The sequence below is a fragment of the Thermorudis peleae genome, assembly GCF_000744775.1.
Lineage (GTDB): Bacteria > Chloroflexota > Chloroflexia > Thermomicrobiales > Thermomicrobiaceae > Thermorudis > Thermorudis peleae.
In genome coordinates this window covers 1,122,599-1,144,694 of the sequence record NZ_JQMP01000003.1, presented here as the reverse complement: position 1 = coordinate 1,144,694, position 22,096 = coordinate 1,122,599, and the positions used below count along the sequence as shown (strand labels likewise).

Sequence of the window (22,096 nt, the reverse complement as noted above, 5' to 3'; positions counted from 1 at the left end):
GCTGTGCACGTTGCTTAACCTTCTCGCACGCGACTAGCTTCCTGCTGTGGCTGCCAGCGGAGCAACCATCGCTCAAGGGGACCAATACCAAGCTCGATCACCAAGACCAAGATCGCAAGAACCGTCATGCCAGCAAAGACGCCGGTACTATCAAAATTCCCTTCGTTGAGAGCAACGAGATAACCAATCCCATGCGTTGCCCCGAGATATTCACCGACCACGACACCAGCAAGAGCGAACCCAAAGCTCGTATGAAGGCTTGAAAGGATCCAGGTGATTGCCGACGGCAATTGGACATGGCGAATAACTTGCCACTCAGTTGCCCCAAGCATGCGCGCCTTGTCGATGACTCGTGGGTCAGCTTCACGCACACCTTGAAACGTGTTGTAGAAGACAATAAAGAACACAAGCGAGACCCCAAGCGCAATCTTCGAGAGCATGCCAAGCCCAAACCAGAGAACAAAAATCGGCGCAAGGACGACACGTGGCAACGCGTTGAGCATGGCGACGTACGGTTGCAGGACGTCAGCCAGCAACGCGCTCCGAGCAAGCAAAAATCCAAAGAGGATCCCGAACAGAACACCAACGATAAACGAAACAATGGTCTCATAGATCGTCGCCTCAATATGTCGATAGATAAATCCTGTCCCAAACCAGGTGACAAGACGATGGAAGATTGCTGTCGGCTGGCTGACGAAGAATGGGCTAACCCAGCCTATAGTTGTCACCAACTGCCAGGCAGCGAGAATTCCAACGAGCACAAGCACTTGGAGAATGTGGACAAGAAGACGGCGTCGACGCTCTTGCCGTTCCAGTTGTCCAAATTCGTGGAGCGCTTCCGGAGACGGTGTCTCCACGCTTACCGCACGCGATTCCATCTCTGCGTCCCTCTATTCCTAGCCACTCACTGCCTGTTGCCGCAGATAGCTCGTAAGAACCTCACTCTTCAAGTCGTCCCAGATCTTCTCATATAACGCGGCAAACGCGGGCTGAAAGCGCACTTCCTGAACATTTCGCGGTCGTTCAAGCATGACTGGATAATCACCTTTAATACGAGCCGGTCCCGCTGTTAGGAGAATGACACGATCGGACATCGCGATTGCTTCTTCAAGATCATGCGTAACAAAGAGGACAGTTTTATTCGATCCAGACCAGAGCTGCAGGACTTCGTTTTCAATCATTGTCCGTGTCTGTGCATCGAGCCCATTGAACGGTTCGTCCATCAGCAGAATCTGGGGATCATTCACCAGGTCTTGCGCAATCGAAACGCGCTTCCGCATGCCACCCGAGAGTTGATGGGGATAGCGATCTTCGAAGCCGCGCAGGCCAACGCGCGCAAGCCAGGTCCGGGCCATGTCCCTCGCTTCACGTTTTGGTACACCACGAAGCATTGGACCAAAGGCAACGTTATCAAGTACTGTTTTCCAGGGCAGGAGCGCATCCTGTTGAAACATGAAGGCAGCTCGATGGTTGATCCCAACCAGTGGTTGCCCATCAATACGCACGACGCCTCGACTCGGACTGATGAGCCCAGCGACCATCGAAAGAATCGTTGACTTCCCACAACCACTCGGTCCCACCAAGGCGACAAATTGTCCACGCGGAACAGTAAATGTAATATCCGCCACTGCCACATACCGTCCGCGTGGCGTCGCAAACCAGCGCGTTACCTCTTCAAGCTCAATCGCCGGAGGTGCCGCCGTTTCGTTACCATAGTGCTTCACTGTATCACCCCAGCATCCCGAAGTTGTGCCAGTGCTTCCTCATCAAGCCCAGCAAGTTCGCGTAAGACAGCATCCGTATCTTGCCCAAGAGCCGGTCCAGGCCACCGAATTGAACCCGGCGTTTCGGAAAGTCGCGGCACGATGCCGGGCATAGCAACCTGCCCGAAGCGCGGATGCGGGACCATCACAATCATCTCCCGAGCTTGATATTGTGGATCATTGACGATCTCGCGGATGCTATAGACTGGGCCATAGGGCACTTCGGCTGCTTCCAGCGTTGCAGAAACTTCCTCAAGTGTATGCTGTCGCGTCCAAGTTTCAATTGCCTCATCGAGTTCCGCCTCACGAGCGACTCGTCCCGGATTTGATTGCAACTCAGGATCCACCGCAAGATCATCGCGGCCAATGGCATGCATCAGCCGGCGGAAAATACTGTCGGCATTGCCACTAATGGCAACCCAGTGCCCATCACGTGTCTGATAGATATTTGACGGCGCAGCAAACTGCAAGGCATTCCCAACACGCTCTTGCACACGCCCATGGGCGACATACTGTGGCAGAGCATCCTGAAGGAAGCTAAACATACTCTCTGTTAAGGCAACGTCCACCACTTGACCACGCCCAGTCACCGTGCGTGCTTGAAGCGCTGCCAGAGCACCAATGACGGCATAGAGTGCAGCGACATGGTCAGCTAAACTCATCCCGACGCGGACCGGTGGACGATCAGGATAGCCAGTAATATAGCGAATACCCCCCATCGATTCGGCAATGTTACCGAAGCCCGGTCGCAACCGATAAGGACCCGTCTGGCCAAAGCCGGAAATACGCACGAGGATCACACGGGGATTGATCTGCTGTAACACTTCCCAACCTAGATTCCATCGCTCGAGCGTACCAGGTTGAAAGTTTTCGACAACGATATCACAGGCCGGGAGCAATTTATGAATTAGAGCTTGACCTTCAGGGCGTTTCAAATCAATCACAATGGAACGCTTATTGCGTGATTGAACGGCAAACCACAACGAATCCCCATCGCGCGCCCCAAATCCCCATTCACGCAGAGGGTCTCCTTTGCCTGGAGGCTCAACTTTAATGACATCCGCCCCAAGGTCAGCCAAGATGTGGGTGGCAAATGGCCCAGCAATAAATGTGCCGAGTTCAAGCACACGAATCCCCGTTAAGGCTGCCCTGGTCTCTGCTCCCATGTGTGTGACTCCTCACGTCCTCTACGAGTGCGATTCTAAGTGATCAATCCCTAGCAGCGTCAAGCACGTCGTTCGAAAGGGAAGGACGAGAATGTACATGGTCACTTGATCATGCGATACTATGGCACGCAAAGGATAGCCAGGAGAAAGGGTAGGCACATGCGTGCACGAGCAGCAATGCTTATGGAGCCAGGCAAGCCGCTGGAAGTCGATGAGATCGAAATTGATCCACCCCAGCACGGGGAAGTACTCGTCCGCGTGGCAGCCGCTGGCGTCTGCCACAGTGATCTGCACTACATTCTTGGTGAACTCCCACTTGTCACTCCGGCAGTGCTTGGGCATGAAGGCGCTGGCCGAGTAGAAGCTGTCGGCCCAGGGGTTTCTGACCTACAACCGGGAGATCCCGTACTCTTCATTTTTCGCGCGTTCTGCGGCCAGTGTTACTATTGCCGAATTGGCCGTCCTGCACTCTGTGATTATGGTACGCCGATTCGGACAAGTGGCAGGATGTTTGATGGGAAAACGCGCTTCCACCTCAACGGGCGAGATATTCACCACTTTCTCAATGTTTCCTGCTTTGCGGAGTACACTGTTGTGCCTCGCCAGGCCCTTCTGAAGCTCCCAGCCGATATTCCGCTCGACCGAGCAGCACTTGTCGGCTGCGCAGTCACTACTGGGGTTGGAGCTGTCCTGCGCGCTACGCGGGTTCAGCCGGGGGAAAGCGTCCTCGTGCTTGGCTGTGGTGGGGTAGGACTGAATGTCGTCCAGGGAGCAGCACTTGTCGGCGCCTGGCCCATCATCGCAGCGGATATTAACCCCCAGAAGCTCGCGTGGGCACAGGAACTCGGTGCAACGCACCTCGTTAACACGCGCGAGCGCAGTCTACTTGAAGCCGTCGGTGAGCTGACTGATGGACGCGGTGTCGACTACGCATTTGAAGTCATCGGGCATCCTGAGACTATCCAGCAAGCATATGCAGCGACACGTAAAGGCGGAACGACCGTGATTGTGGGATTAGCACCAGCAGGGTCACAGCTGTCACTCGATCTCCTACCCTTCTTCCGTGAAGAACGAACGCTGAAAGCCACACTCTATGGTTCGGTTGACCTTCCTCGCGATATTCCACTCTTTCTCGAGCTTTACCGGGCCGGTCGCCTTAAGCTTGACGAATTGATTAGTCAGCGCTTCAGCCTTGACGAGATCAATCTTGCATTTCAAGCGCTGCGAGAAGGAGCAGTTAAGCGCGGGGTTATTGCCTTTTCCTAAGATAACCTGCAGCAAGTCACGCTTTCATTTTGCTATGGAGCGATCGCCCTGGGCGTGACGCCGCAGAATATTCGCATGCGCAGGACACAGCACGAGAGTTTCCACAGCGCATGCTCGTGTTGCGTACTAGTTCATCGACGGCAGAATTCGTTGTCCGCTCTGCGATCCTATGATATATTCCCTTCCAGCGGAGGTTGATGCAAAAGTAGCGCTGATAAGGGAACACCAATGGATATCGTTGGATTTCTTTTCTGGATTCTTTTGCTCTTCTCGATTGTTGCGCCAGCGGTGCAGCGGCGTTGGCTTGAAGCCCAGCGCTACCGGCTGATCCACGCTATCGAACGAAAGCGTGGTAGTCGCGTTATCACCTTAATCCACCGCCAAGAGGCAATTTCATTTCTCGGTATTCCACTCGCCCGCTACATCGATATCGACGATGCGGAGGAAGTCCTCCGCGCAATTCGCCTTACCCCAGATGACCTTCCAATTGACTTGATTGTCCACACTCCTGGTGGACTTGTCCTGGCAGCTGAGCAGATCGCCAATGCACTCATCCGCCATCAGGGAAAAGTGACAGTATTCGTTCCGCACTATGCCATGTCGGGTGGTACGCTGATTGCCTTGGCTGCGGATGAAATCGTCATGGACGAAAATGCGGTGCTTGGTCCTGTCGATCCGCAACTTGGGCAATATCCTGCAGCCTCGATTCTGAAGGTGCTCGAGCAAAAGCCTCCAGCGGAGATCGATGATCAGACGCTGATTCTTGCTGACATGAGTGCAAAGGCGCTTCGCCAAGTACGTGAGACCGTCTTCCAAATCTTAACGGCGAATGGCATGGCTGCTGAACAGGCCGCAAAGCTCGCCGAGGAACTTACGTGCGGGCAATGGACACACGACTATCCGATTACGGTTGAAGAAGCGCGTAAGCTTGGTCTTCCTGTACAAACCGGCATTCCTGAAGAAGTATACGCCCTGATGGACCTTTATCCGCAGGCCGCTCAGCGACGCCCTTCCGTTCAATACATTCCGCTCCCATATCAGCCACCTGAACGGGGTCGCCGTACCGCTCCATCGCGCGGAGAACGAGGCTAAACGGGGTGCGGTGATCGAACGAGCATTGCCCTCTGCTTAGCGCGCCAAGGCATTGCTCGACCTTGTGCACAAGTTGCATTTCTCCCCAATCGACCCTCTTCCATTATCGGCTTCTTTCACCTACTACAGTACCATTGTCTCCCTCACCACATGTGCTGTACTGGTATACTCCCTTCCCGAAAGACACGCAGCGCACACGAAAGGAGCGCGCAATGAGCTTGTTTTCACGTATGACAACGGTCATCAAAGCGAAACTGAGCCATCTGCTCGATCGTGCCGAGGACCCACGCGAAACGCTTGATTACGCTTATGAGCGGCAGTTACAACTTCTCCAACAGGTTCGTCGTGGCATTGTTGATGTGACGACCTCGAAGCGTCGATTAGAAATTCAACGTGGTCAATTACAACAGAAAGTCGATCAACTTACCGAACAAGCCAAGCAAGCCCTGGCCGTTGGCCGGGAAGATCTTGCTCGCATGGCATTGGAGCGGAAAGCGCTGGCGCAGCAGCAGATTACTGCTCTCGATCAGCAAATCGCTACACTTGAGCAAGAGCAGGCAAAACTGGAACAAGCCGAGATGCGGTTACGCACAAAGGTCGAAGCCTTCCGCACGCGCAAGGAGGTCATTAAGGCGCAATACTCCTCTGCTGAAGCACAAGTACGAATTAACGAGGCGGTGACAGGCATCTCCGAAGAAATGGCAGACGTTGGCCTCGCACTTGAGCGGGCTGAGCGCAAGACAGAAGAACTCCAGGCTCGAGCTGGCGCTATTGATGAGTTGCTCGCTTCAGGCGCACTTGAAGACGTAACCGTCGGCAGCGGCCAGGATGACATCAGCCGTGAGCTTTCACGTGTTACCGTAAGCCAGTCAATCGATGCGGAACTTGCCGCCCTGCGCCGCGAACTCGGACAACCTGAGCAACCCAAACCGCTTGGAGAAGGGAAGCAAGCACAATGATTATTCGGATTGCAACTGAAGGACAGTTTCGGCTTGATGACGCAATGCTTAGCCAGCTGAACGCAATGGACAATCACCTTGTCCAACTGATCCAGACAGGAGATGAAGGGCAGTTTCGTACAGCACTAAACCAGTTGCTTGATTTTGTGAGGCAACATGGGCAACCAGTGTCGCCAGAGGAAATCCTGGAGTCCGACCTTATCCTGCCACCACCCGATATTTCCCTCGAAGAAGCACGGGAGTTGTTCAAGGACGAAGGACTGATTCCAGGATAAGCTTCTGGAACGCGATCCGTTGTCCTGGGTGCTGGCAGTACTAAACCGCATCGATCCCAAGTTAGTGCTTGCCAGCTCTTGTTCATTGGTGCGTTGGCTCACGAAGATACGAGAAGACAGAGTAAGTGAGGAGCATGTCTCAACAGAGCACACTCGGGTATGACAGACCAGAGAAGTCGCGTAGAGTACACGCTAACAAGCTAAAAGGGAATATCCCAAAGGGGATACCAATACTCAAGCGCTTTTTCGACTGGCAACTCTCGTCCCATTGCGTTGGCAAAACGCAGTTCCAGGGCGTGGTCACGACGTTGATTACTGCCGGGAATCGGTGCAAACGGAGAAAATGCTCCTCGCTTAAATTGATACAGCCAATAGAAGGGCTTGCCCTCTGAGGTTGTAAAGCGAAAAACTGCGGCAAGTAGCTGCTCGCCGAACCCCTGCTCAATAAATGTTGTCGCCGCCATCTGGACGATGCTTACAAGATCCTCAAACTGCGGGTCCTGAAGAACAACCCAGCGATATCCATATTGATCACGGAACGTGCGGTACGCGCTCCCGGTCTCCTTGGCACTGACTGCGAGCAATTCCTCGACTTCCTTTTCTGCTCGGTCAAAGTACGGCGACTCAACTGGACGAAAAACAAGCCCAGCCTGGTCACTTGGGGTGAGACCAAGCTGGGCCTGCATTGTTACCGCAGCGGAGGCAATTGCCAGCAGGTTATCAGCCCGTGCTGGCGGAGGCTGCGTTCGGCCGAGAATGATATCGAGCAGCCGCTTCACACACCCTCCAGCTCGCGAGCCAGCGCTTGGAGCCGTGCGATGCGCTTCTCAAGCGATGGATGGGTTGCGAATAACTCGGCAATATCTTCCCCGCGAATCGCCGGAACAATGAAGAAAGCGTTCATCGCCGCAACTTCACGCAAGTCTTGCTGGGGTACCCGCTGCATGACGCCACTAATCTTCAGCAGTGCCGAAATAAGCCGCGATGGCGCACCGGTAATCAAAGCCGCTCCACGATCCGCTGCAAATTCCCGATAGCGAGAAAGCGCCAGCATGAGGAGCGTACTCACAAAGTACACAATCATCGAGACCAGGTAAATCAGGAGAAAAACGTTGCCACCATCACGGCGATCGCGGTTATCACCGCCCCAGAGGCTTCCCCAGAATGCCCAGCGCGTGATCAGTTGCGCAACGAGGGCAAAGAAACTTGCGATCGTCATCACCATAACATCACGATTCCGGATATGGGTCATCTCGTGAGCTAGTACCGCTTCGACTTCCTCAGGTTCAAGCGTCCGAAGCAGACCAGTTGTTACGGCGACCACGGCAGCTTTCGGACTTCGGCCTGTGGCGAAGGCATTGGGCACTGGTGTATCGATGACCGCAACCTTCGGAACGGGCAAATCGGCCTGGGCTGCTAGGCGCTCAACCATCGCGTACAACTCTGGTGCCTGCTGCCGATCAACGACCCGCGCCCCCGCGGCGAGCAAAGCTAACTTATCTGAGAAGAAATACTGGATCCCAACCATGATCGCTGCGAGCACTAGCAAGCTGATCGTGCTTACCCCGCGAGAGGCAAGGAAGGCGAAGAAGGCAAGATAGATCAGGGTAAGCAAGCCCATGACTACGAACATCCGAATCGTTAAGCCAATATCACGGCTCCATCGAGCAACTCGACGCATGCTGTAGGCCATTGTTAATCCTCCTCGACCAGACAAACTGGTCTTTTGCACCCAATCATTATACTTTCCCGCGAACTCCTGGGTTCCCAGGAGAAGAGGAGTGCCATGTCAGTTCGTCAACTGCTTTTCCCAACTGATCCGCGGATGCGACGGCGCTTGCGCCAGATTGCGGCAGTCATCTCGCACCACGGTCTTGGCTTGCTTGCTGAGCAACTCGGCTTGAGCCCACTGCTTGGCCGCCGCAGTACGACACGACAGCGTCCACTCGACGTACCGACAACAGCAAAGCATCTGCGCCAAGCGCTTGAGGAGCTAGGGCCAACGTTCATTAAACTTGGCCAGCTCCTCTCGACTCGAGAAGATCTGCTGCCCACGCCTTATATTACGGAACTCGCGCTCCTTCGTGACCGACTCCCACCAATCCCAACCGACCAGATAGTGGCTACCATCGAGCTTTCACTTGGGCGACCGCTCACACAACTTTTCGCTCATTTTGATCCTACTCCACTAGCATCCGCCTCACTTGGGCAAGTCCATGCCGCCCGACTTCCCAGCCAATTACCCGTTGCAGTGAAAGTGCAAAAGCCTGGTATTCGCGAGCAGATCGAAGAAGACCTCAAGCTCCTTACGACACTTGCCCGCATTGCCCAACGGTATGCCCCGCTTGCTGCCGCATATGATCTTCCGGCATTGGCAGAAGAATTTGCGCGCGCAATTCGGATGGAGCTCGATTATCGCCATGAGGGGAAAAACACCGAAACCTTTGGCAATTTCTTTCGTCATTCACCCGATCTTGTCGTTCCAACTGTTTACTGGGATTACACCACCGAGCAAGTGCTTACGCTTGAGCGGATCCATGGTATTCCAATCGATGACATTGCTGCGTTGGACACAGCAGGAATCGATCGTCATGCACTTGCACAACGTGCTGCCCGCATTGTCTTAACTGCGATTTTGCAGCACGGCTTTTTCCATGCGGACCCGCATCCAGGCAACTTCGCGGTTTTGAAAGACGGCCGAATTGTCGCCTATGACTTTGGATTGGTCGGTCACCTTACACCGGAGATGCGCGATACGCTTCTTGATGGATTAGTAGGAGCAGTACGCGGTGATCTTGACCTGGTGATCGATGCGCTCCAGCGTTTAGGCATTCTGCACCATTCGGTTGATCGTGGAGCACTTCGGCGCGATCTTGCCTATTTGCTTGATCGCTATGCAGGACTCCCAATCGGAAGCTACCAGATTCAACACATTATCGCCGATGCGTTCACAATCATGCGTCGGCACCATCTCGTGCTACCGAGCGAGCTTGCCCTTCTGCTCAAGACAATTGCTACCCATGAGGCCGTCGCACGTCACATCGATCCGTCCTTTACTCCGTTGCCAGTCGCTGAGCCCATTGTGCGACAGCTCCTCGTTGAACGGTATCGGCCAGAATATTGGTTACCTCGCATTGGGACGATGGTCAATGACACAATCCGCCTCATGCGCGACTTCCCACGCCGTCTCGATCGCCTCCTGTGGCAATTCGAGCATGCAGATCTTGAAGTAACCATGCATATTGCAGAATACCCCAGGCTTGTCCATGATCTACGGATCATGATAAATCGACTGATCGTCGCACTCCTCATTACTGCTGGAACGGTTGCATTTGGCCTTCTCGTCGCCGCTACCCGACCAGCTTGGCTTTCCCAGGCATTAACCTGGATCCTGATTACGCTTGGCCTTTTCTTGCTCATCGCAGCGCTTGCTTTAACGCATGAACGGCGGCATCGTCGCTAACTCAGCGTGCTCCGTGAACCTCGCGCCGCGCTTCCCACTGCTCTTGACAAGCAATGCAGCGCAACGCCCATGGGATTGCCTCAAGTCGTTCTCGGGAAATCGGTTTGCCACAGTCAATGCAGATACCATAGGAACCGTTGTCGAGGCGCTCGAGGGCCATATCGATCTCGTGCAACTCTTCCTGCAAAGTCAACCCGACGGTAACACTAATTTCTGCCTCGGCAAGATCACTTGCGGCATCCGCTGGATGCGTGGAGAGCGCTGCTCCTTCATCTGCTTGGCTTTCTGCCTGGTCAGCTGCCACCTCGTGCTGTTCTCGTACCTGATGGAGCAGTTGAGCGCGTCGCTCCAGAAGTCGCTCTCGCTGTCGCGCAAGCCACTGCTGGTTCTCGTTCGTATCGTGAGTCATTCTGCTTGGCCTCCATCGACTTCTAAACCTTCTCGGGCACGTATGTGCGCAATCGCCGCTGCCTGCCGCTCCTGGAGTAACGGGCTGTATTCAACGGGATAGTGCGACGTGGAGGCATCGAGCGAGCGCAGTGAATCTGGCAATCGTGCCATTTCTGTCGCATGGGCTGTACGGAGCTCATCGAGAGATGGAAATGGCATCGGCTCCCCACCGCGCATTACGCAGTGCAAGAGCGGTTGCCAATCGGGGCCAGGAGCCCGTTCCTCACGCAAGGTAACGCGATCTCGCTGATAGCGTCCATCCGGACCGATCTGCCGCCAGACCTGTTTCGGCCCAACAAGCGACTGCTTCCCAGTGCTCAACTTCAAGGTTGGATGGCCCGCATACTCAACGAGCTTGTACGCCATATCGACTAATGGCGCATCGGCGCTCGTCCCAAGCCGAGAACCAACCCCGAATCCATCGATCGGTGCACCTGCGCTGAGTAACGCAGCGATCTCATACTCATCAAGCCCACCGCTTGCAAAGATTTGGACATCAGGGAATCCCGCTTCATCGAGCATGCGCCGCACCTGACGGCTTAATGCAAGCAGATCACCGCTATCGAGGCGAACCGCAGCCAGCCGACGTCCTTGCGCTCGGAGTTCCTGGGCAACGAGGATGGCATGCTGAGCACCACGCACGGTGTCGTAGGTATCAATTAACAAAATGGGATTGCCCGGATACGTTTGAGCGAAGGCTCGGAACGCTTCAAGCTCAGAAGGAAATGCCTCGATGAACGAATGGGCAACCGTGCCAGAAACAGGGATGCCATAACGTTGCCCAGCGAGCACATTACTCGTCCCAGCGAAGCCGGCGAGATAGGCAGCACGCGCCGCAGCGAGGCCAGCATCAATGCTTGGCGTCCGCCGCAATCCAAAATCAATCAACGTCTTATTGGGCGCAACCAGACGACATCGCGCGGCCTTCGTTGCCACAAGGCTTGGATAATGAATAGCGTTGAGAAGAAGTGTTTCTAGAAGCTGCGCCTGCTCAATTGGAGCATGAACCTCAAGAATAGGCTCGTTGGGGAAAACTACGGTGCCTTCTGTGACAGCCCAAATGTCTCCGGTGAAGCGGAAATGCTCAAGTTGTCGAACGAAATCGCTCGGCAAATTCGGGAGTGTCTGAAGATAGGCAATCGCTTCAGGAGGAAAGGTAAGCGTTGCAACACGCTCAATCGCTTCCTGGATGCCGGCGACAACGAGAAAAGGGCGATTGGAGGGTAAGCTTCGCACTGACAAACTGAAGACGGCCTGGTCGTGTAAACCAAGGGCCACGTAACTTGCGGCCATCGTCAACTCATAGAGGTCGGTCGAAAGCGTTAGTTCGAGCGGTGTGGGGCTCATGCGACAACTTCCCCTTCTCCTCAGGCAAGTTCAGGTTGTACTTCACGAAGCACATCGGCAAGAAAGATGCGACTAGCCTGAACAATGCGTTCAACCTCTTCTTCGCTTATCCCTTCTGATTGCGCAATATCATGAACGTCCCACCCATCAACTGTCCGCAATAAAAAGACTTCACGCCATCGTTCCGGCAAGCGATCGAGCGCCTGCTCCAAAATCCGCCGCGTCTCTTCATCAACGACGACATCTTCGGGCAGGGCAGCAGTCGGATCAGCAAGAATATCAAGCAGCCGAACGATCTGGTCCGGCCATTCTTCACCGAGATACCCTACTGGTTCCTCAAGTGAACGCTCATGCTGTAAGCGCCGCAGCTCATCATCAATGCGACGGCGAATTTCACGGCGCACCAACCCACGAAGCCAACGCCAGAATCCACGCTCGGGTGCCTCGGCCGCTCGGTCAAGTGCTCGCAGGATAACTGTATCGAGCACTTCCTCCTCTGGAATTGCTTCTGGCGCAAGCCCCCGAACTTCAGTCCAGCGGCGTAACTCTCGTCGTACAAACCGCTGGAGCGGCCGAAGGTGACTGAGGAGTTGTTGTGCTATCCGCTTACGCGGCGAGTCCTCAATGGCTTGACTGAATGCGCGCAGATTTGCCGTGACACGCTGCCACGAACCTGCTTCGTAGCCTGCCTGCTGCGGTTGTTCAGCAGTCATTGCCTCAACTCCTTGACCAACAATTATGATTCCGGCTCCTCCGGAGGGAGGACTGGCTTGGCAAGACTTGGATGTTGTCGAGCACGTCGCTTAAAGTCCTCGCCGCGCATCTTAGCGAGATAGCGCTCGAGTTCCTCGCGCAGTTCGGCAAACGCATCGCGAAGTGCATGCAGCGGATTCACGCCTTCGCCACGCGCTGCCAGCTCGCGATCGGGAACGCTCAACCGTAAGCGCGCTTCGTAAGTATCACTACGCTGAAAGTGCTCGATCGTTACATCGAGCGCCTTCAAGTCATCATCAATGTCTTCTAATTGACGCTCAATGACGCGTAATTCCCGCTCGAGAAGGTGCTCAACCTTCTCGCGATCAACACCGAGGTCATGATAGCGTACCCGCATCGCTCCCACTCCCTTTCTCAGGACAAGCACCGTCGTCCGCGTTCCCATAATAGCCTGAGGATAACATGCCACAGCAGACCATGATTCTCCTGGCAAGAATATCAGGTTGTGCGGCCGCTACTGCGCCGCCACGCCATCGAGCCGGGAGCATTTTTGCGTATGCTTACGTCATAATCATAGATGAACGTCGTTGATAGCATAGGGAGGGAAACAATGAGTTTGACAAGTTGGTCACCATGGCGGGATCTTGAAGCACTACGAGAACGGCTTGACCGTGTGCTCACGGAACTTGGCAGAACTGGTCGCGAAGGCGAGAGCTCAGTTCCGGTTGATGTTCAGGAAACTGATGACGCAGTCATCGTTCGTGCCTCAGTTCCGGGCATTCGCCCCGAAGACCTCAGCGTCGAAGTGAATCAGGGCGTACTCACGATCCGTGGGGAGATTCGCGAAGAACACGAGGAAACACGCGGCACCTGGCACATTCGCGAGCGCCGCATTGGAACTGTCTATCGATCGGTCACTTTGCCAGCCCCTGTACGTGAAGAGGAAGCCCAAGCCACGCTAGAGCATGGAGTCCTGGAGATTCGCCTGCCTAAGGCTGAGCCGCGAACCCAGCGGCGGATTCCTGTTCACGTTCGTTAACAATTCAGGCACAGAGCAAAACGCGCGCTTGCTAGTGAGATACTGCGCTAGCAGGCGCGTGTTTTTTATACTGGGTCATAGCGAAAGGGTGGGACGAAACCTTGGTTGCACAGGCTCCTCCACCGATACTGCCCCATCTTGATGTACTCCTTGCGCGTCTCCAGGAACGCTACGGCCCTGTGATCATAGAACCGACCAATGACATCCTTGGGGAACTCGTTGAGACGATTCTCTCGCAACATACGAGCGATCACAACGCCGCTCTCGCCTACCAGAAGTTGCGGCAACGCTTCCCAACCTGAGAAGAGGTCTGCCGTGCGCACATTGCTGAAATTGCTGAAGCCATTCGTTCAGCCGGACTCAGCCGCCACAAAGCACCAATCATTCGCGCCGTCATCTGTACGATGTTGCAGGAAGGACAAGAGCGACTCGCCTGGCTCGCCACAGCCCCGCTCGCTGAGGCACAAGCTTGGCTTGAGACACTACCAGGCGTCGGGCCGAAGACGGCTGCGTGCGTGTTGCTTTTTGGCCTCGGGCGTCCAGCCTTACCTGTCGATACCCATGTCTATCGTGTCGCGCAGCGGTTGGGGCTACTTCCTCCACGATGTACAAGTGAGCGAGCCCATCAACTCCTTGCTGCACTCGTTCCTCCAGAATACCGAGCGGCGTTTCACGTACTGCTCATTCGCCATGGACGCCAATGTTGTCACGCGCGCAATCCACGGTGTCCAACCTGTCCCATTCTCGATTACTGTTCGACTGGCTTGGTACGCATGGGTCAACAAAGCTCTGATGGAAAGGAAACTCAGCATGCTAGAGACGACCGTGTTTCTCGTCCGTCACGGTCAAACACCAAGCAACAACCAAGGGTTACTCAACGGACGCAATGATACTCCCCTTACTCCACTCGGTCATGCCCAGGCCGAACGAGCCGCGGAACGCTTAGCTGAACTCCGTCCCCTTCATGCACTCTACAGTAGCCCTCTCCGACGAGCTCGAGAAACCGCTGAGCCTATTGCCCAACGGCTGAACCTTCCAGTGCAACTTCATGAAGGATTAACAGAGTTTAACTTCGGCCTCGCTGAGGGATTAACGCTTGAAGAAGTACGAGAACGGTTTCCCGCAATTTTCGCTCGCGTGATGAGTGGAGCGAATGATCTTGACCTACGCTTTCCTGAAGGTGAATCAGCCCGTGAATTCTACGAGCGCGTCGATCGTACCATACGCGAGATTCTCGCTGCACACAGGGGGCAGCGCATCGTGATTGTCTCTCATGGAGGCGTGATCGGCGCAGCCATTGCCCTTCTGATTGGTGATGATCCCGTGCGCTGGTCACGGAATCCTCTGCCAAATGCGAGCATTACTGAACTCGTTGTTCCTGAGCATGGGCCAGCTCGCCTTCTTATTGCTGGCGATACCCACCATTTAGACACACTGGAGGTCCAGATATGATCCGACTGACAGTGCTCGGCGGGGCAGCAGCATGCCCAAATCCTGGGCAGGGATGCTCTGCATATCTCATTGAAAGTGAAAAGACAGCGTTGCTCCTTGACTGTGGGCCTGATACTCTCGCAGCGCTCCAGCTTCACCGTCCGCTCGACGCGCTTACTGCAATTGTCATCTCTCATCTCCACGCTGACCATATCCTGGATCTCATCCCTCTTCGCTACGGGCTGAAATATATGCCTGGGCTAACTCGCCGCCACCTCCCGCTCTGGCTTCCACCAGGTGGTAAAGCCTTACTGCATAGGATGGCAACGGCCCTTGCAGTTGATGCAGAAGAGGCAGAAGGCTTCTTCTCAGAAGTCTTCTCGCTTATGGAATACAACCCAACGGAGACACTCCAGTGCGGCGATCTCACCTTGATTTTCACCCCAACGCAACACTGGGTTCCGTGTTGGGCAATCCGCATTACCGATGGACAGTGGCACATTGGCTATAGCGCTGATACGGGCCCAATACCATCACTTGTCGACTTCTTCGCTGGCGTGCATGCCTTGATCTGTGAGGGCACGCTCCGTGAACAACCTCCTGATACCTCGCTCCAGGGGCATCTCACAGCACAGCAAGCAGGGCACCTCGCTCGGGCGATTGGCACGCCGACACTCATTCTCACGCACTATTGGACCAACCTCGGGACTGAGTATCTCGCTCGTGATGCGGCTGCAGCATTCGGGCAACCAGTGATTCTTGCTCAGCCGGGTTTGCAGCTTACCTTCAGCGCATGAGAGAGCACACCATGGAAGCACAAGAACCGTTTGCACTTCCGGGATTTCGCGTTGGCCATTGGACACACCCGAGTGGCCAAACTGGATGCAGTGTCGTGATCGCTGAAGACGGGTTAGCACTTGCCGTTGTCGATGTTCGTGGCGGGGCACCCGGAACACGCGAGACGGATCTGCTGCAGCGAGGAGCGCTCGTCCAACGAGTGAACGCTGTGCTCCTTACCGGCGGAAGCGCCTTTGGTCTCGCAGCAGCAGAAGGCGTCATGCAATGGCTCCGTGAGCAGGGCCGCGGGTTCCCAACAACTGCTCTTCCTGTGCCAATTGTCGCTGCTGCAGTGCTCTACGACCTCGTTCCAGGGAATCCTCTCTGGCCTGATGCCACTGCTGGCTACGCAGCTGCTCAGGCAGCAAGGCCAGACGGGTGGCAGTCAGGTCGTCTCGGAGCCGGGGCCGGCGCAACAGTCGCCAAGCTGCTCGATCCAGCAATGGCCCAGCCATCTGGACTCGGTGTTGCACGCATTGATCTTCCTGAGGGCAGTATTGCCGTACTCGTCGCGGTGAATGCCGCCGGAATGATCGTTGATCCTGCTACCGGACAATTTGTTGCCGCCCCACGAGACCAAGATGGTAACCCCATTGACCTGCGATGGGCGCTGTTGCGCCAGCCCCCAAGAGTTCAGCCTCTGGAACAGACAACCATCGCCGTTATCGCAACAACGATTCCGGCAGACACGGATCTCCTGACACGCATGGCTATCGCCGCGCATGATGGAGTAGCCCGCACGATTTGGCCTGCCCATACCGTTGTTGATGGGGACACAGTCTTCGTCCTCGCTGCACAGGAGGGCTCACCCGAGCCGTTTACGCGGATCCGCGCAGCCGTCGCAGCTGAATGTGCCATGGAGATGGCAATCCTTGCGAGTGTCAAACACCACTAGCTATGTTCACTCCCCCGCTGCGAGTGCTACACTGATAGCAAGGCAGAGAGACCGCAGGACGCCTTATCCGCGTTCGGCGCAGCAAAAAGGTGAAGACCAATGCGTGTGCTCGTCTCGACCGGCTCGCTTGGGTGGCTTCCCCTCCCATCATGCTTTGCTCTCATCCGTGCGGCACAAGCAGATGGTGTTGAACTCATGCTTACGCCGCGTCTTCTTCGTCGACCAGCGACAATGGTTCGTGAACTGGAAACGCGTTTCTCTCTGCCGATTATCGCGGTTCATGCAGCGCTCCGCCTTTGGCCGCGGGGGAATGCACTTGCCGAAGACCTCGTCGCATCAGCGCGCTTCAGCACCATGCTGCCCAATGTCAAGGTGTTAGTACTCCATCCTCCTGATGATTTGCGCAGCAGCCTTGCGCAACGGTGGTATCAGGCTTTAGACCAGGCGCGCTTTATTCTCGAAGGTCATGGCATTCAACTGGCAGCTGAGAATCTTCCTGTCACACCAGAAAACCGGCCACTTGCCCGCGAGCGACTTATGCGCCTTGTCGAAGAATGGGATTTGCGCTACACGCTGGATACTGCCCATGCTGGCAGTGCACAGTGGGATCTTGTCCAAACTGCAGAATTGTTCCTGCCTCGCCTAGCCCATGTCCATTTGAGTGATTTACGGCCAGGGCACTCCGGCTCAATTCTGATTGACTCGCTCATCTATCACCATCAGTTACCTGGCAAAGGCAGGCTTCCCCTCTATGAACTACTTCAAACACTTCGGAACCATAGGTATCAAGGAACGCTTTCGCTTGAGCTAAGCCCACTTGCATTCGGCTTCCCTCGTCGCACTCGCATTCACGAAGCTCTTGCTCAAGCGATTGCATTCTGCCGCAGTGGGATCGCTCCCTCCCTTACCTCCCCGCCATCTACGCACCAGTCCCATCAACGCGACCGACAATCTGGACAAAGCGATACACGGTAGCATTCGCTGAATGCCTGCTCGAACATAACAACTGTTTTTATGATAAAGAGCATACAACGCCGCCATGCCCAATAGAGCGGATGCATGGCGGCGTAACATGCACGGTTGTGCACCGGGTAGGTGCTTAGCGCTTTGTATACTGCGGCGCCTTGCGGGCTCGCTTGAGTCCTGGCTTCTTGCGTTCCTTGACGCGTGGATCACGCGTGAGGAAACCAGCCCGCTTTAATACTGGACGCAATTCAGGGTTATAGGCCACCAATGCCCGAGCAACGCCAAGACGAATCGCCCCAGCTTGCCCAGAGAGACCTCCACCAACGGCGCGGACGCGGATATCGAATCGATCGAGCAAATTCACCAGGCGTAGTGGCTCCGTAATCATCACACGATAGAGATCACGGCCACCGAAATACTCATCGGCATTCTTACCGTTTACGAAGACACGACCCGTACCAGGGTAGAGACGAACACGAGCAACTGCAGTCTTTCGTCGCCCAAGTCCATAGAAGTAACGCTCTTTCGCTGTCGGCTGCGGCGCGACACGCGTCTCGACCACGGCTCCTCCTTCACTAGGCATCGATCTGCAGCACCTCAGGCTTTTGCGCTGCATGCGGATGGTTCGGCCCGGCATAAACCTTGAGTTTCTTAAACTGTCGGCGGCCGAGTGGCCCTTTTGGCAACATGCGCCGCACAGCAAGTTCAATCGGCCAAGTCGGATGCTTGGCAATCAAATCACGGAACGTTGTTGCCTTCAGCCCCCCAGGATAACCAGAGTGACGATAATACACTTTATCGACCGCTTTGGTGCCGGTCACCCGCACCTTTTCCGCATTAATGACAATAACAAAGTCCCCAACATCGATATGCGGGGTATAGGTTGGCTTATGCTTGCCGCGCAAAATGTGAGCGATCTGGGCCGCTAGCCGACCAAGCGTCTTTCCCTCTGCATCGACGACATACCATTTACGCTCAACTTCGCCAGGTTTCGCCATATAGGTTCTCGGTATGTAGGTCTTCATCCTCGATCTCCTGCCCTTGCATCAGCAACGTGATCCCTGGTTCATCAGGATAGCCAACGCGCCAGAGTACCAGCCCCTGCGGCGGCGCAGGCGGCGGCGCAAGCCGGCGGTCAGCTTGGGCCAAGAGCCACGCGAACCACTCCGGTGGCTGCTGGCCCAAACCGACACAAACCAACGCGCCAACGATCGTTCGCACCACGTGTGGAAGAAACCCGTTGGCGGCAATGCGAAACTCCAGCACCCTGGCTCCATGAGCTCGCTCCCAGGTTGAGAGTGTTCGCCACTGTGCAACGTAAATCTGGCGAACGGTCCGATTCGGATGTCCAGGTATTCCCATGCCCTTGCCTGTGAACGCCCGCAAGTCGCGTTCGCCCGGAAGGTACGCTGTCGCCGCTTCCAATGCGCGGTCACTGAGCTCGTCCGGCACCCACCAGAGATACCGCTGGAGAAGGACAGGCGGGCGCGCGCCGACCCAAAGCCGATAGCGATACTCACGGTAGCAGGCACTTTTCCGGGCATGGAAATCCGACGGCACTGGCCGAACCCCGAAGACACGAATGTCTTCAGGGAGGCAGGCATTGAGCGCACGTCCCAGCGCTGCCGGTTCATGTCGCCAGCGCACTGCCGCCGATGCGACTTGCCCACATGCATGGACGCCGCGATCAGTTCGACCGGCAAGTGCCACGCGGACCGGCTCTCCGGTAAGCCGACTGAGCACGGCCTCCAGTTCTCCCTGAACGGTCCGCCGTCCAGGCTGGCGTTGTGACCCAGCAAAGGCTGTCCCGTCATACCCCAAGTCGATGCGGCAGTGCCAGTATTCCATGCTGCCTGCTGCACTGGGCTATCCCACACAACGCTAGGCAACGAACTCGATGAGCGCCATTGGCGCACCATCTCCACGCCGCGTGCCCAGCTTATAAATCCGAGTATAGCCGCCAGGCTGTCCCTGGAATCGCGGCGCAATCACTTCGAAGAGCTTTGCCACCGCACGCTCATCAGGAATGCGTGCGCGAACCAACCGGCGATGGTGCTCGGTATCCTCCCGGGCGATAGTTACCAGGCGCTCAACATACGGTCGAAGGCTCTTCGCCTTCGCCTCAGTTGTGCGAATCCGCTCATGCAAAATGAGCGAAATGGCAAGGTTACGGAACAGCGCCTTCCGCTGGTTGGTCGTACGATGGAATTTCCGCCCAGCCTTGCGATGGCGCATCCCTTACGTCCCTTCCTGTTCGATCAAATCGTGCAGATTACTCTCCTCATCCTCACCGAAGCCCCCTGAGGGTTCAGCAAAGAGAGGACCCTCGGTGTAGCCAAGCGCGCGCAAACGGTCACGAACCTCTTGCAACGCCCGTGGTCCAAAGTTGCGAATCGCCAGAAGTTGATCCGGCTTGGCAGCCAAAAGCTGCGAGACACGTTCAAACTGGCGAGAACGCAGCGCGTTCAGGACACGCTGAGAAAGGCCCAAATCGGACAGCGGGCGATCACCTGCGCCACTGATACCAGTTGATGCAGCCTCGCCCGCAAGCTCTGGCTCATACTCCGCGATAATCCGCGCGTGGTCGACGAGAATTCGGGCAGCTTGCGAAAGCGCATCAGCGGGATCAATTGTTCCATCAGTGATGATTTCAATAATCAGCCGATCGTAATCTGTGAACTGTCCAACACGCGTATGTTCAACGACAAAGTTCACCTTTTGAATTGGCGTAAAAATCGCATCAATCGGAATCTCACCGATCGTGCGAATCTGCTGCGCTTCGGCAGGCAAATATCCACGCCCACGCCGAATCCACAAATCCATCTCAAGTCGCGAATCTTCGTTATCGAGCGTGGCGATATAGTGATCTGGGTTGACTACTTCGACTTCGCTCGGCCACTCAATGTCTCCAGCGCGTACAACCCCTTCGCCTTGAGCAAAGAGCGTTGCACGCACTTCGTTCTCAAACGGTGTGACGACGCGCAGTCGGACGCCCTTGAGGTTCAGGACAATCTCCGTAACGTCCTCACGGACACCCTCGACTGCCGAGAACTCATGCCAAACGCCGGTGATACGAATACGGCTGATCGCTGCGCCCGGCAACGAGCGCAGCAGAATTCGGCGCAAAGCATTGCCCAAGGTCGTTCCATAGCCTGGATCGAGTGGTTCAATGACAAACCGCCCATATCCAGGCGCTCCATGCGTTTGCGTTACGCGAGGTCGGGCAAATTCTAACACGGCTATTCAGCCCTCCCGCAGGATGTGTTCGTGACGCAATGCCAGAGTTCGACCTGCACACTACCGACGGCTGTACCACTCAACGACCAGCTGAGTATTAATGGGTGGCAAGTCAATCTGGTCGCGAGTTGGCAAGCTCACGACACGACCGCTCAACGTCTCCAAGTCGCGTACGAGCCAGCTCGGCACCGGTTTCGATGCCGCAGTCTCCGCGACAATTTGGAAATATTCCCGTTCGCGACTCTGTGGCCGCACCGCAATGATGTCACCCGGGCGCACCAGGTAGGACGGAATATCGGTCTTACGCCCGTTGACGAGGAAGTGGCCATGCCGGACAAGCTGGCGCGCCTGGCGCCGTGAGTCAGCAAAGCCGAGACGGTAGACAACGTTGTCCAGCCGTGTCTCGAGAATCTGCAAGAGATTATCGCCGGTAAGACCAGGCCGCCGTTCCGCCTCGTCGAAGTGACGACGGAACTGGCGCTCAAGAATTCCGTAAATCCTCTTCAGCTTCTGCTTCTCGCGAAGCTGAAGCGCATACTCCGAAGGTCGGCGAGTGCGCTGCTGGCCATGCTGCCCTGGAGCGCCTCGTCGCTTCGTGATCGGGCATTTGGGCCCAAAGCAACGCTCGCCCTTTAAGTAGAGCTTGATGCCTTCACGACGGCACAGTCGGCAGACTGGGCCAATATATCGTCCCATTCATCCTCCTTTGCCCATCCGGGCAACACAACCGGTTAGGTATGTCTTACGTACGGCGACGCTTCGGTGGCCGGCACCCGTTATGCGGCACCGGCGTAATGTCCGTAATTGAGAGCACTTGCAGGCCCGCGGCTTGCAGTGCGCGAATCGCCATCTCTCGGCCTGCGCCCGGTCCTTTCACAAAGACATCGACCTGACGCATGCCGTGCTCCATTGCCTTTCGTGCAGCATTTTCCGCTGCCACCTGTGCGGCGTACGGCGTGCTCTTCCGCGAGCCCTTAAAGCCCGACGACCCCGCACTGGCCCAGGCGATGACGTTTCCATTGGGATCAGTCATCGTCACGATCGTGTTGTTGAAGGTCGCCTGGATATAGGCACGCCCACGCGGGATATTCTTCCGTTCACGCCGGCGGAGACGGGTTGTCGTCCGCCCTCGCTGGGCTCCTCGCCGCCGGTCAGCCATGCCTTGCCCCCTTGCCTCGTCTCAGCATATCCTGCCC

Annotated in this window: 28 protein-coding genes and 1 pseudogene; 13 read left to right on the top strand and 16 right to left on the bottom strand. The window is 55.8% G+C overall.

Features of this window, described 5'->3' with window-relative positions:
- Positions 1-14: 14 nt before the first annotated feature.
- From N675_RS08205 to N675_RS08195, 3 genes are read right to left on the bottom strand one after another with little or no spacing between them, the layout of a single operon-like run.
- Entirely contained in the window at positions 15-878 is an 864-nt protein-coding gene (locus N675_RS08205) for an ABC transporter permease (protein ID WP_081886949.1), read from the bottom strand.
- Positions 879-896: 18 nt separating this feature from the next.
- Positions 897-1,724, bottom strand: coding sequence for an ABC transporter ATP-binding protein (locus tag N675_RS08200; protein WP_038038939.1), 828 nt, complete (start codon positions 1,722-1,724; stop codon positions 897-899).
- Entirely contained in the window at positions 1,721-2,929 is a 1,209-nt protein-coding gene (locus tag N675_RS08195; protein WP_038038938.1) for a CaiB/BaiF CoA transferase family protein, read from the bottom strand. The genes N675_RS08200 and N675_RS08195 overlap by 4 nt, the downstream gene beginning before the upstream one ends.
- A 159-nt stretch (positions 2,930-3,088) precedes the next feature.
- On the opposite strand from N675_RS08195, the gene N675_RS08190 reads away from it, so the two are divergent.
- The 4 genes from N675_RS08190 (at position 3,089) to pspAA (ending at position 6,521) form a co-directional block, all read left to right on the top strand.
- Complete coding sequence (locus N675_RS08190) at positions 3,089-4,195, top strand: Zn-dependent alcohol dehydrogenase (RefSeq protein WP_038038937.1); 1,107 nt, start codon at positions 3,089-3,091, stop codon at positions 4,193-4,195.
- 228 nt (positions 4,196-4,423) lie between these two features.
- Positions 4,424-5,287: an SDH family Clp fold serine proteinase gene (locus tag N675_RS08185; protein WP_038038935.1), complete on the top strand. Its 864-nt coding sequence runs from the start codon at positions 4,424-4,426 to the stop codon at positions 5,285-5,287.
- Between the two features lie 212 nt (positions 5,288-5,499).
- On the top strand, positions 5,500-6,246 hold the full coding sequence (locus tag N675_RS08180; RefSeq protein ID WP_038038933.1) for a PspA/IM30 family protein: 747 nt from the start codon (positions 5,500-5,502) through the stop codon (positions 6,244-6,246).
- Positions 6,243-6,521 (top strand): PspA-associated protein PspAA, encoded by a 279-nt coding sequence (gene pspAA / locus N675_RS08175; protein WP_038038932.1) that lies wholly within the window; start codon positions 6,243-6,245, stop codon positions 6,519-6,521. The genes N675_RS08180 and pspAA overlap by 4 nt, the downstream gene beginning before the upstream one ends.
- A 200-nt stretch (positions 6,522-6,721) precedes the next feature.
- On the opposite strand, the gene pspAB is transcribed toward pspAA, so the two are convergent.
- Both pspAB and htpX read right to left on the bottom strand, forming a co-directional pair.
- Positions 6,722-7,300 carry a PspA-associated protein PspAB gene (gene pspAB, locus N675_RS08170; protein WP_038038930.1) on the bottom strand — a complete coding sequence of 193 codons (579 nt, stop codon included), beginning with the start codon at positions 7,298-7,300 and terminating at the stop codon, positions 6,722-6,724.
- Complete coding sequence (gene htpX, locus N675_RS08165) at positions 7,297-8,214, bottom strand: zinc metalloprotease HtpX (protein ID WP_231577976.1); 918 nt, start codon at positions 8,212-8,214, stop codon at positions 7,297-7,299. The genes pspAB and htpX overlap by 4 nt, the downstream gene beginning before the upstream one ends.
- Positions 8,215-8,307: 93 nt before the next feature.
- Between htpX and N675_RS08160 the strand changes: the two genes are divergently transcribed.
- On the top strand, positions 8,308-9,984 hold the full coding sequence (locus N675_RS08160; protein ID WP_038038929.1) for an ABC1 kinase family protein: 1,677 nt from the start codon (positions 8,308-8,310) through the stop codon (positions 9,982-9,984).
- A 1-nt stretch (position 9,985) separates the two neighbouring features.
- Here the strand turns inward: N675_RS08160 and N675_RS08155 are convergent, their stop codons facing one another.
- The 4 genes from N675_RS08155 to N675_RS08140 are packed head-to-tail and all read right to left on the bottom strand — an operon-like array spanning position 9,986 to position 12,892.
- Entirely contained in the window at positions 9,986-10,393 is a 408-nt protein-coding gene (locus N675_RS08155; protein WP_038038928.1) for a TraR/DksA family transcriptional regulator, read from the bottom strand.
- Positions 10,390-11,781 carry a nicotinate phosphoribosyltransferase gene (locus tag N675_RS08150; RefSeq protein WP_038038927.1) on the bottom strand — a complete coding sequence of 464 codons (1,392 nt, stop codon included), beginning with the start codon at positions 11,779-11,781 and terminating at the stop codon, positions 10,390-10,392. Before N675_RS08150 ends, N675_RS08155 begins: the two co-directional genes overlap by 4 nt.
- Positions 11,782-11,801: 20 nt before the next feature.
- On the bottom strand, positions 11,802-12,494 hold the full coding sequence (locus N675_RS08145; RefSeq protein ID WP_038038926.1) for an RNA polymerase sigma factor: 693 nt from the start codon (positions 12,492-12,494) through the stop codon (positions 11,802-11,804).
- Positions 12,495-12,517: 23 nt separating this feature from the next.
- Positions 12,518-12,892 (bottom strand): hypothetical protein, encoded by a 375-nt coding sequence (locus N675_RS08140; protein ID WP_038038925.1) that lies wholly within the window; start codon positions 12,890-12,892, stop codon positions 12,518-12,520.
- 213 nt (positions 12,893-13,105) lie between these two features.
- Between N675_RS08140 and N675_RS08135 the strand changes: the two genes are divergently transcribed.
- The 8 genes and pseudogenes from N675_RS08135 to N675_RS08110 all read left to right on the top strand — a co-directional run bounded on the left by N675_RS08135 (position 13,106) and on the right by N675_RS08110 (position 17,672).
- On the top strand, positions 13,106-13,534 hold the full coding sequence (locus N675_RS08135; protein ID WP_038038924.1) for an Hsp20/alpha crystallin family protein: 429 nt from the start codon (positions 13,106-13,108) through the stop codon (positions 13,532-13,534).
- Between the two features lie 101 nt (positions 13,535-13,635).
- Complete coding sequence (locus tag N675_RS13685; protein ID WP_051914479.1) at positions 13,636-13,836, top strand: hypothetical protein; 201 nt, start codon at positions 13,636-13,638, stop codon at positions 13,834-13,836.
- A gap of 18 nt (positions 13,837-13,854) precedes the next feature.
- Positions 13,855-14,175, top strand: a pseudogene (locus tag N675_RS14835) (endonuclease III domain-containing protein); the annotation flags it as partial.
- A gap of 36 nt (positions 14,176-14,211) precedes the next feature.
- Positions 14,212-14,424 carry a hypothetical protein gene (locus tag N675_RS14830; protein WP_422396427.1) on the top strand — a complete coding sequence of 71 codons (213 nt, stop codon included), beginning with the start codon at positions 14,212-14,214 and terminating at the stop codon, positions 14,422-14,424.
- Positions 14,345-14,986, top strand: coding sequence for a histidine phosphatase family protein (locus N675_RS08125; RefSeq protein WP_038038923.1), 642 nt, complete (start codon positions 14,345-14,347; stop codon positions 14,984-14,986). The genes N675_RS14830 and N675_RS08125 overlap by 80 nt, the downstream gene beginning before the upstream one ends.
- A complete protein-coding gene (locus N675_RS08120; protein ID WP_231577975.1) occupies positions 14,983-15,762 on the top strand; it encodes an MBL fold metallo-hydrolase in 780 nt (259 codons plus the stop codon). Before N675_RS08125 ends, N675_RS08120 begins: the two co-directional genes overlap by 4 nt.
- Positions 15,763-15,773: 11 nt before the next feature.
- On the top strand, positions 15,774-16,697 hold the full coding sequence (locus tag N675_RS08115; protein ID WP_038038922.1) for a P1 family peptidase: 924 nt from the start codon (positions 15,774-15,776) through the stop codon (positions 16,695-16,697).
- A gap of 99 nt (positions 16,698-16,796) precedes the next feature.
- On the top strand, positions 16,797-17,672 hold the full coding sequence (locus tag N675_RS08110; RefSeq protein WP_038038921.1) for a sugar phosphate isomerase/epimerase family protein: 876 nt from the start codon (positions 16,797-16,799) through the stop codon (positions 17,670-17,672).
- Positions 17,673-17,796: 124 nt separating this feature from the next.
- On the opposite strand, the gene rpsI is transcribed toward N675_RS08110, so the two are convergent.
- The 7 genes from rpsI to rpsK are packed head-to-tail and all read right to left on the bottom strand — an operon-like array spanning position 17,797 to position 22,059.
- Complete coding sequence (gene rpsI / locus N675_RS08105) at positions 17,797-18,246, bottom strand: 30S ribosomal protein S9 (RefSeq protein WP_081886946.1); 450 nt, start codon at positions 18,244-18,246, stop codon at positions 17,797-17,799.
- Positions 18,239-18,688: a 50S ribosomal protein L13 gene (gene rplM, locus N675_RS08100; protein ID WP_038038918.1), complete on the bottom strand. Its 450-nt coding sequence runs from the start codon at positions 18,686-18,688 to the stop codon at positions 18,239-18,241. The genes rpsI and rplM overlap by 8 nt, the downstream gene beginning before the upstream one ends.
- Positions 18,639-19,511, bottom strand: a complete 873-nt coding sequence (truA, locus tag N675_RS08095; protein WP_038038916.1) for a tRNA pseudouridine(38-40) synthase TruA — start codon at positions 19,509-19,511, stop codon at positions 18,639-18,641. Before truA ends, rplM begins: the two co-directional genes overlap by 50 nt.
- A 33-nt stretch (positions 19,512-19,544) precedes the next feature.
- Complete coding sequence (gene rplQ / locus N675_RS08090; protein ID WP_038038915.1) at positions 19,545-19,898, bottom strand: 50S ribosomal protein L17; 354 nt, start codon at positions 19,896-19,898, stop codon at positions 19,545-19,547.
- A 3-nt stretch (positions 19,899-19,901) separates the two neighbouring features.
- Complete coding sequence (locus tag N675_RS08085; protein WP_051914477.1) at positions 19,902-20,900, bottom strand: DNA-directed RNA polymerase subunit alpha; 999 nt, start codon at positions 20,898-20,900, stop codon at positions 19,902-19,904.
- A 60-nt stretch (positions 20,901-20,960) separates the two neighbouring features.
- Positions 20,961-21,596, bottom strand: a complete 636-nt coding sequence (gene rpsD, locus N675_RS08080; protein ID WP_038038914.1) for a 30S ribosomal protein S4 — start codon at positions 21,594-21,596, stop codon at positions 20,961-20,963.
- A gap of 46 nt (positions 21,597-21,642) precedes the next feature.
- Positions 21,643-22,059, bottom strand: coding sequence for a 30S ribosomal protein S11 (gene rpsK, locus N675_RS08075; protein ID WP_038038913.1), 417 nt, complete (start codon positions 22,057-22,059; stop codon positions 21,643-21,645).
- Between the last annotated feature and the right edge of the window lie 37 nt (positions 22,060-22,096).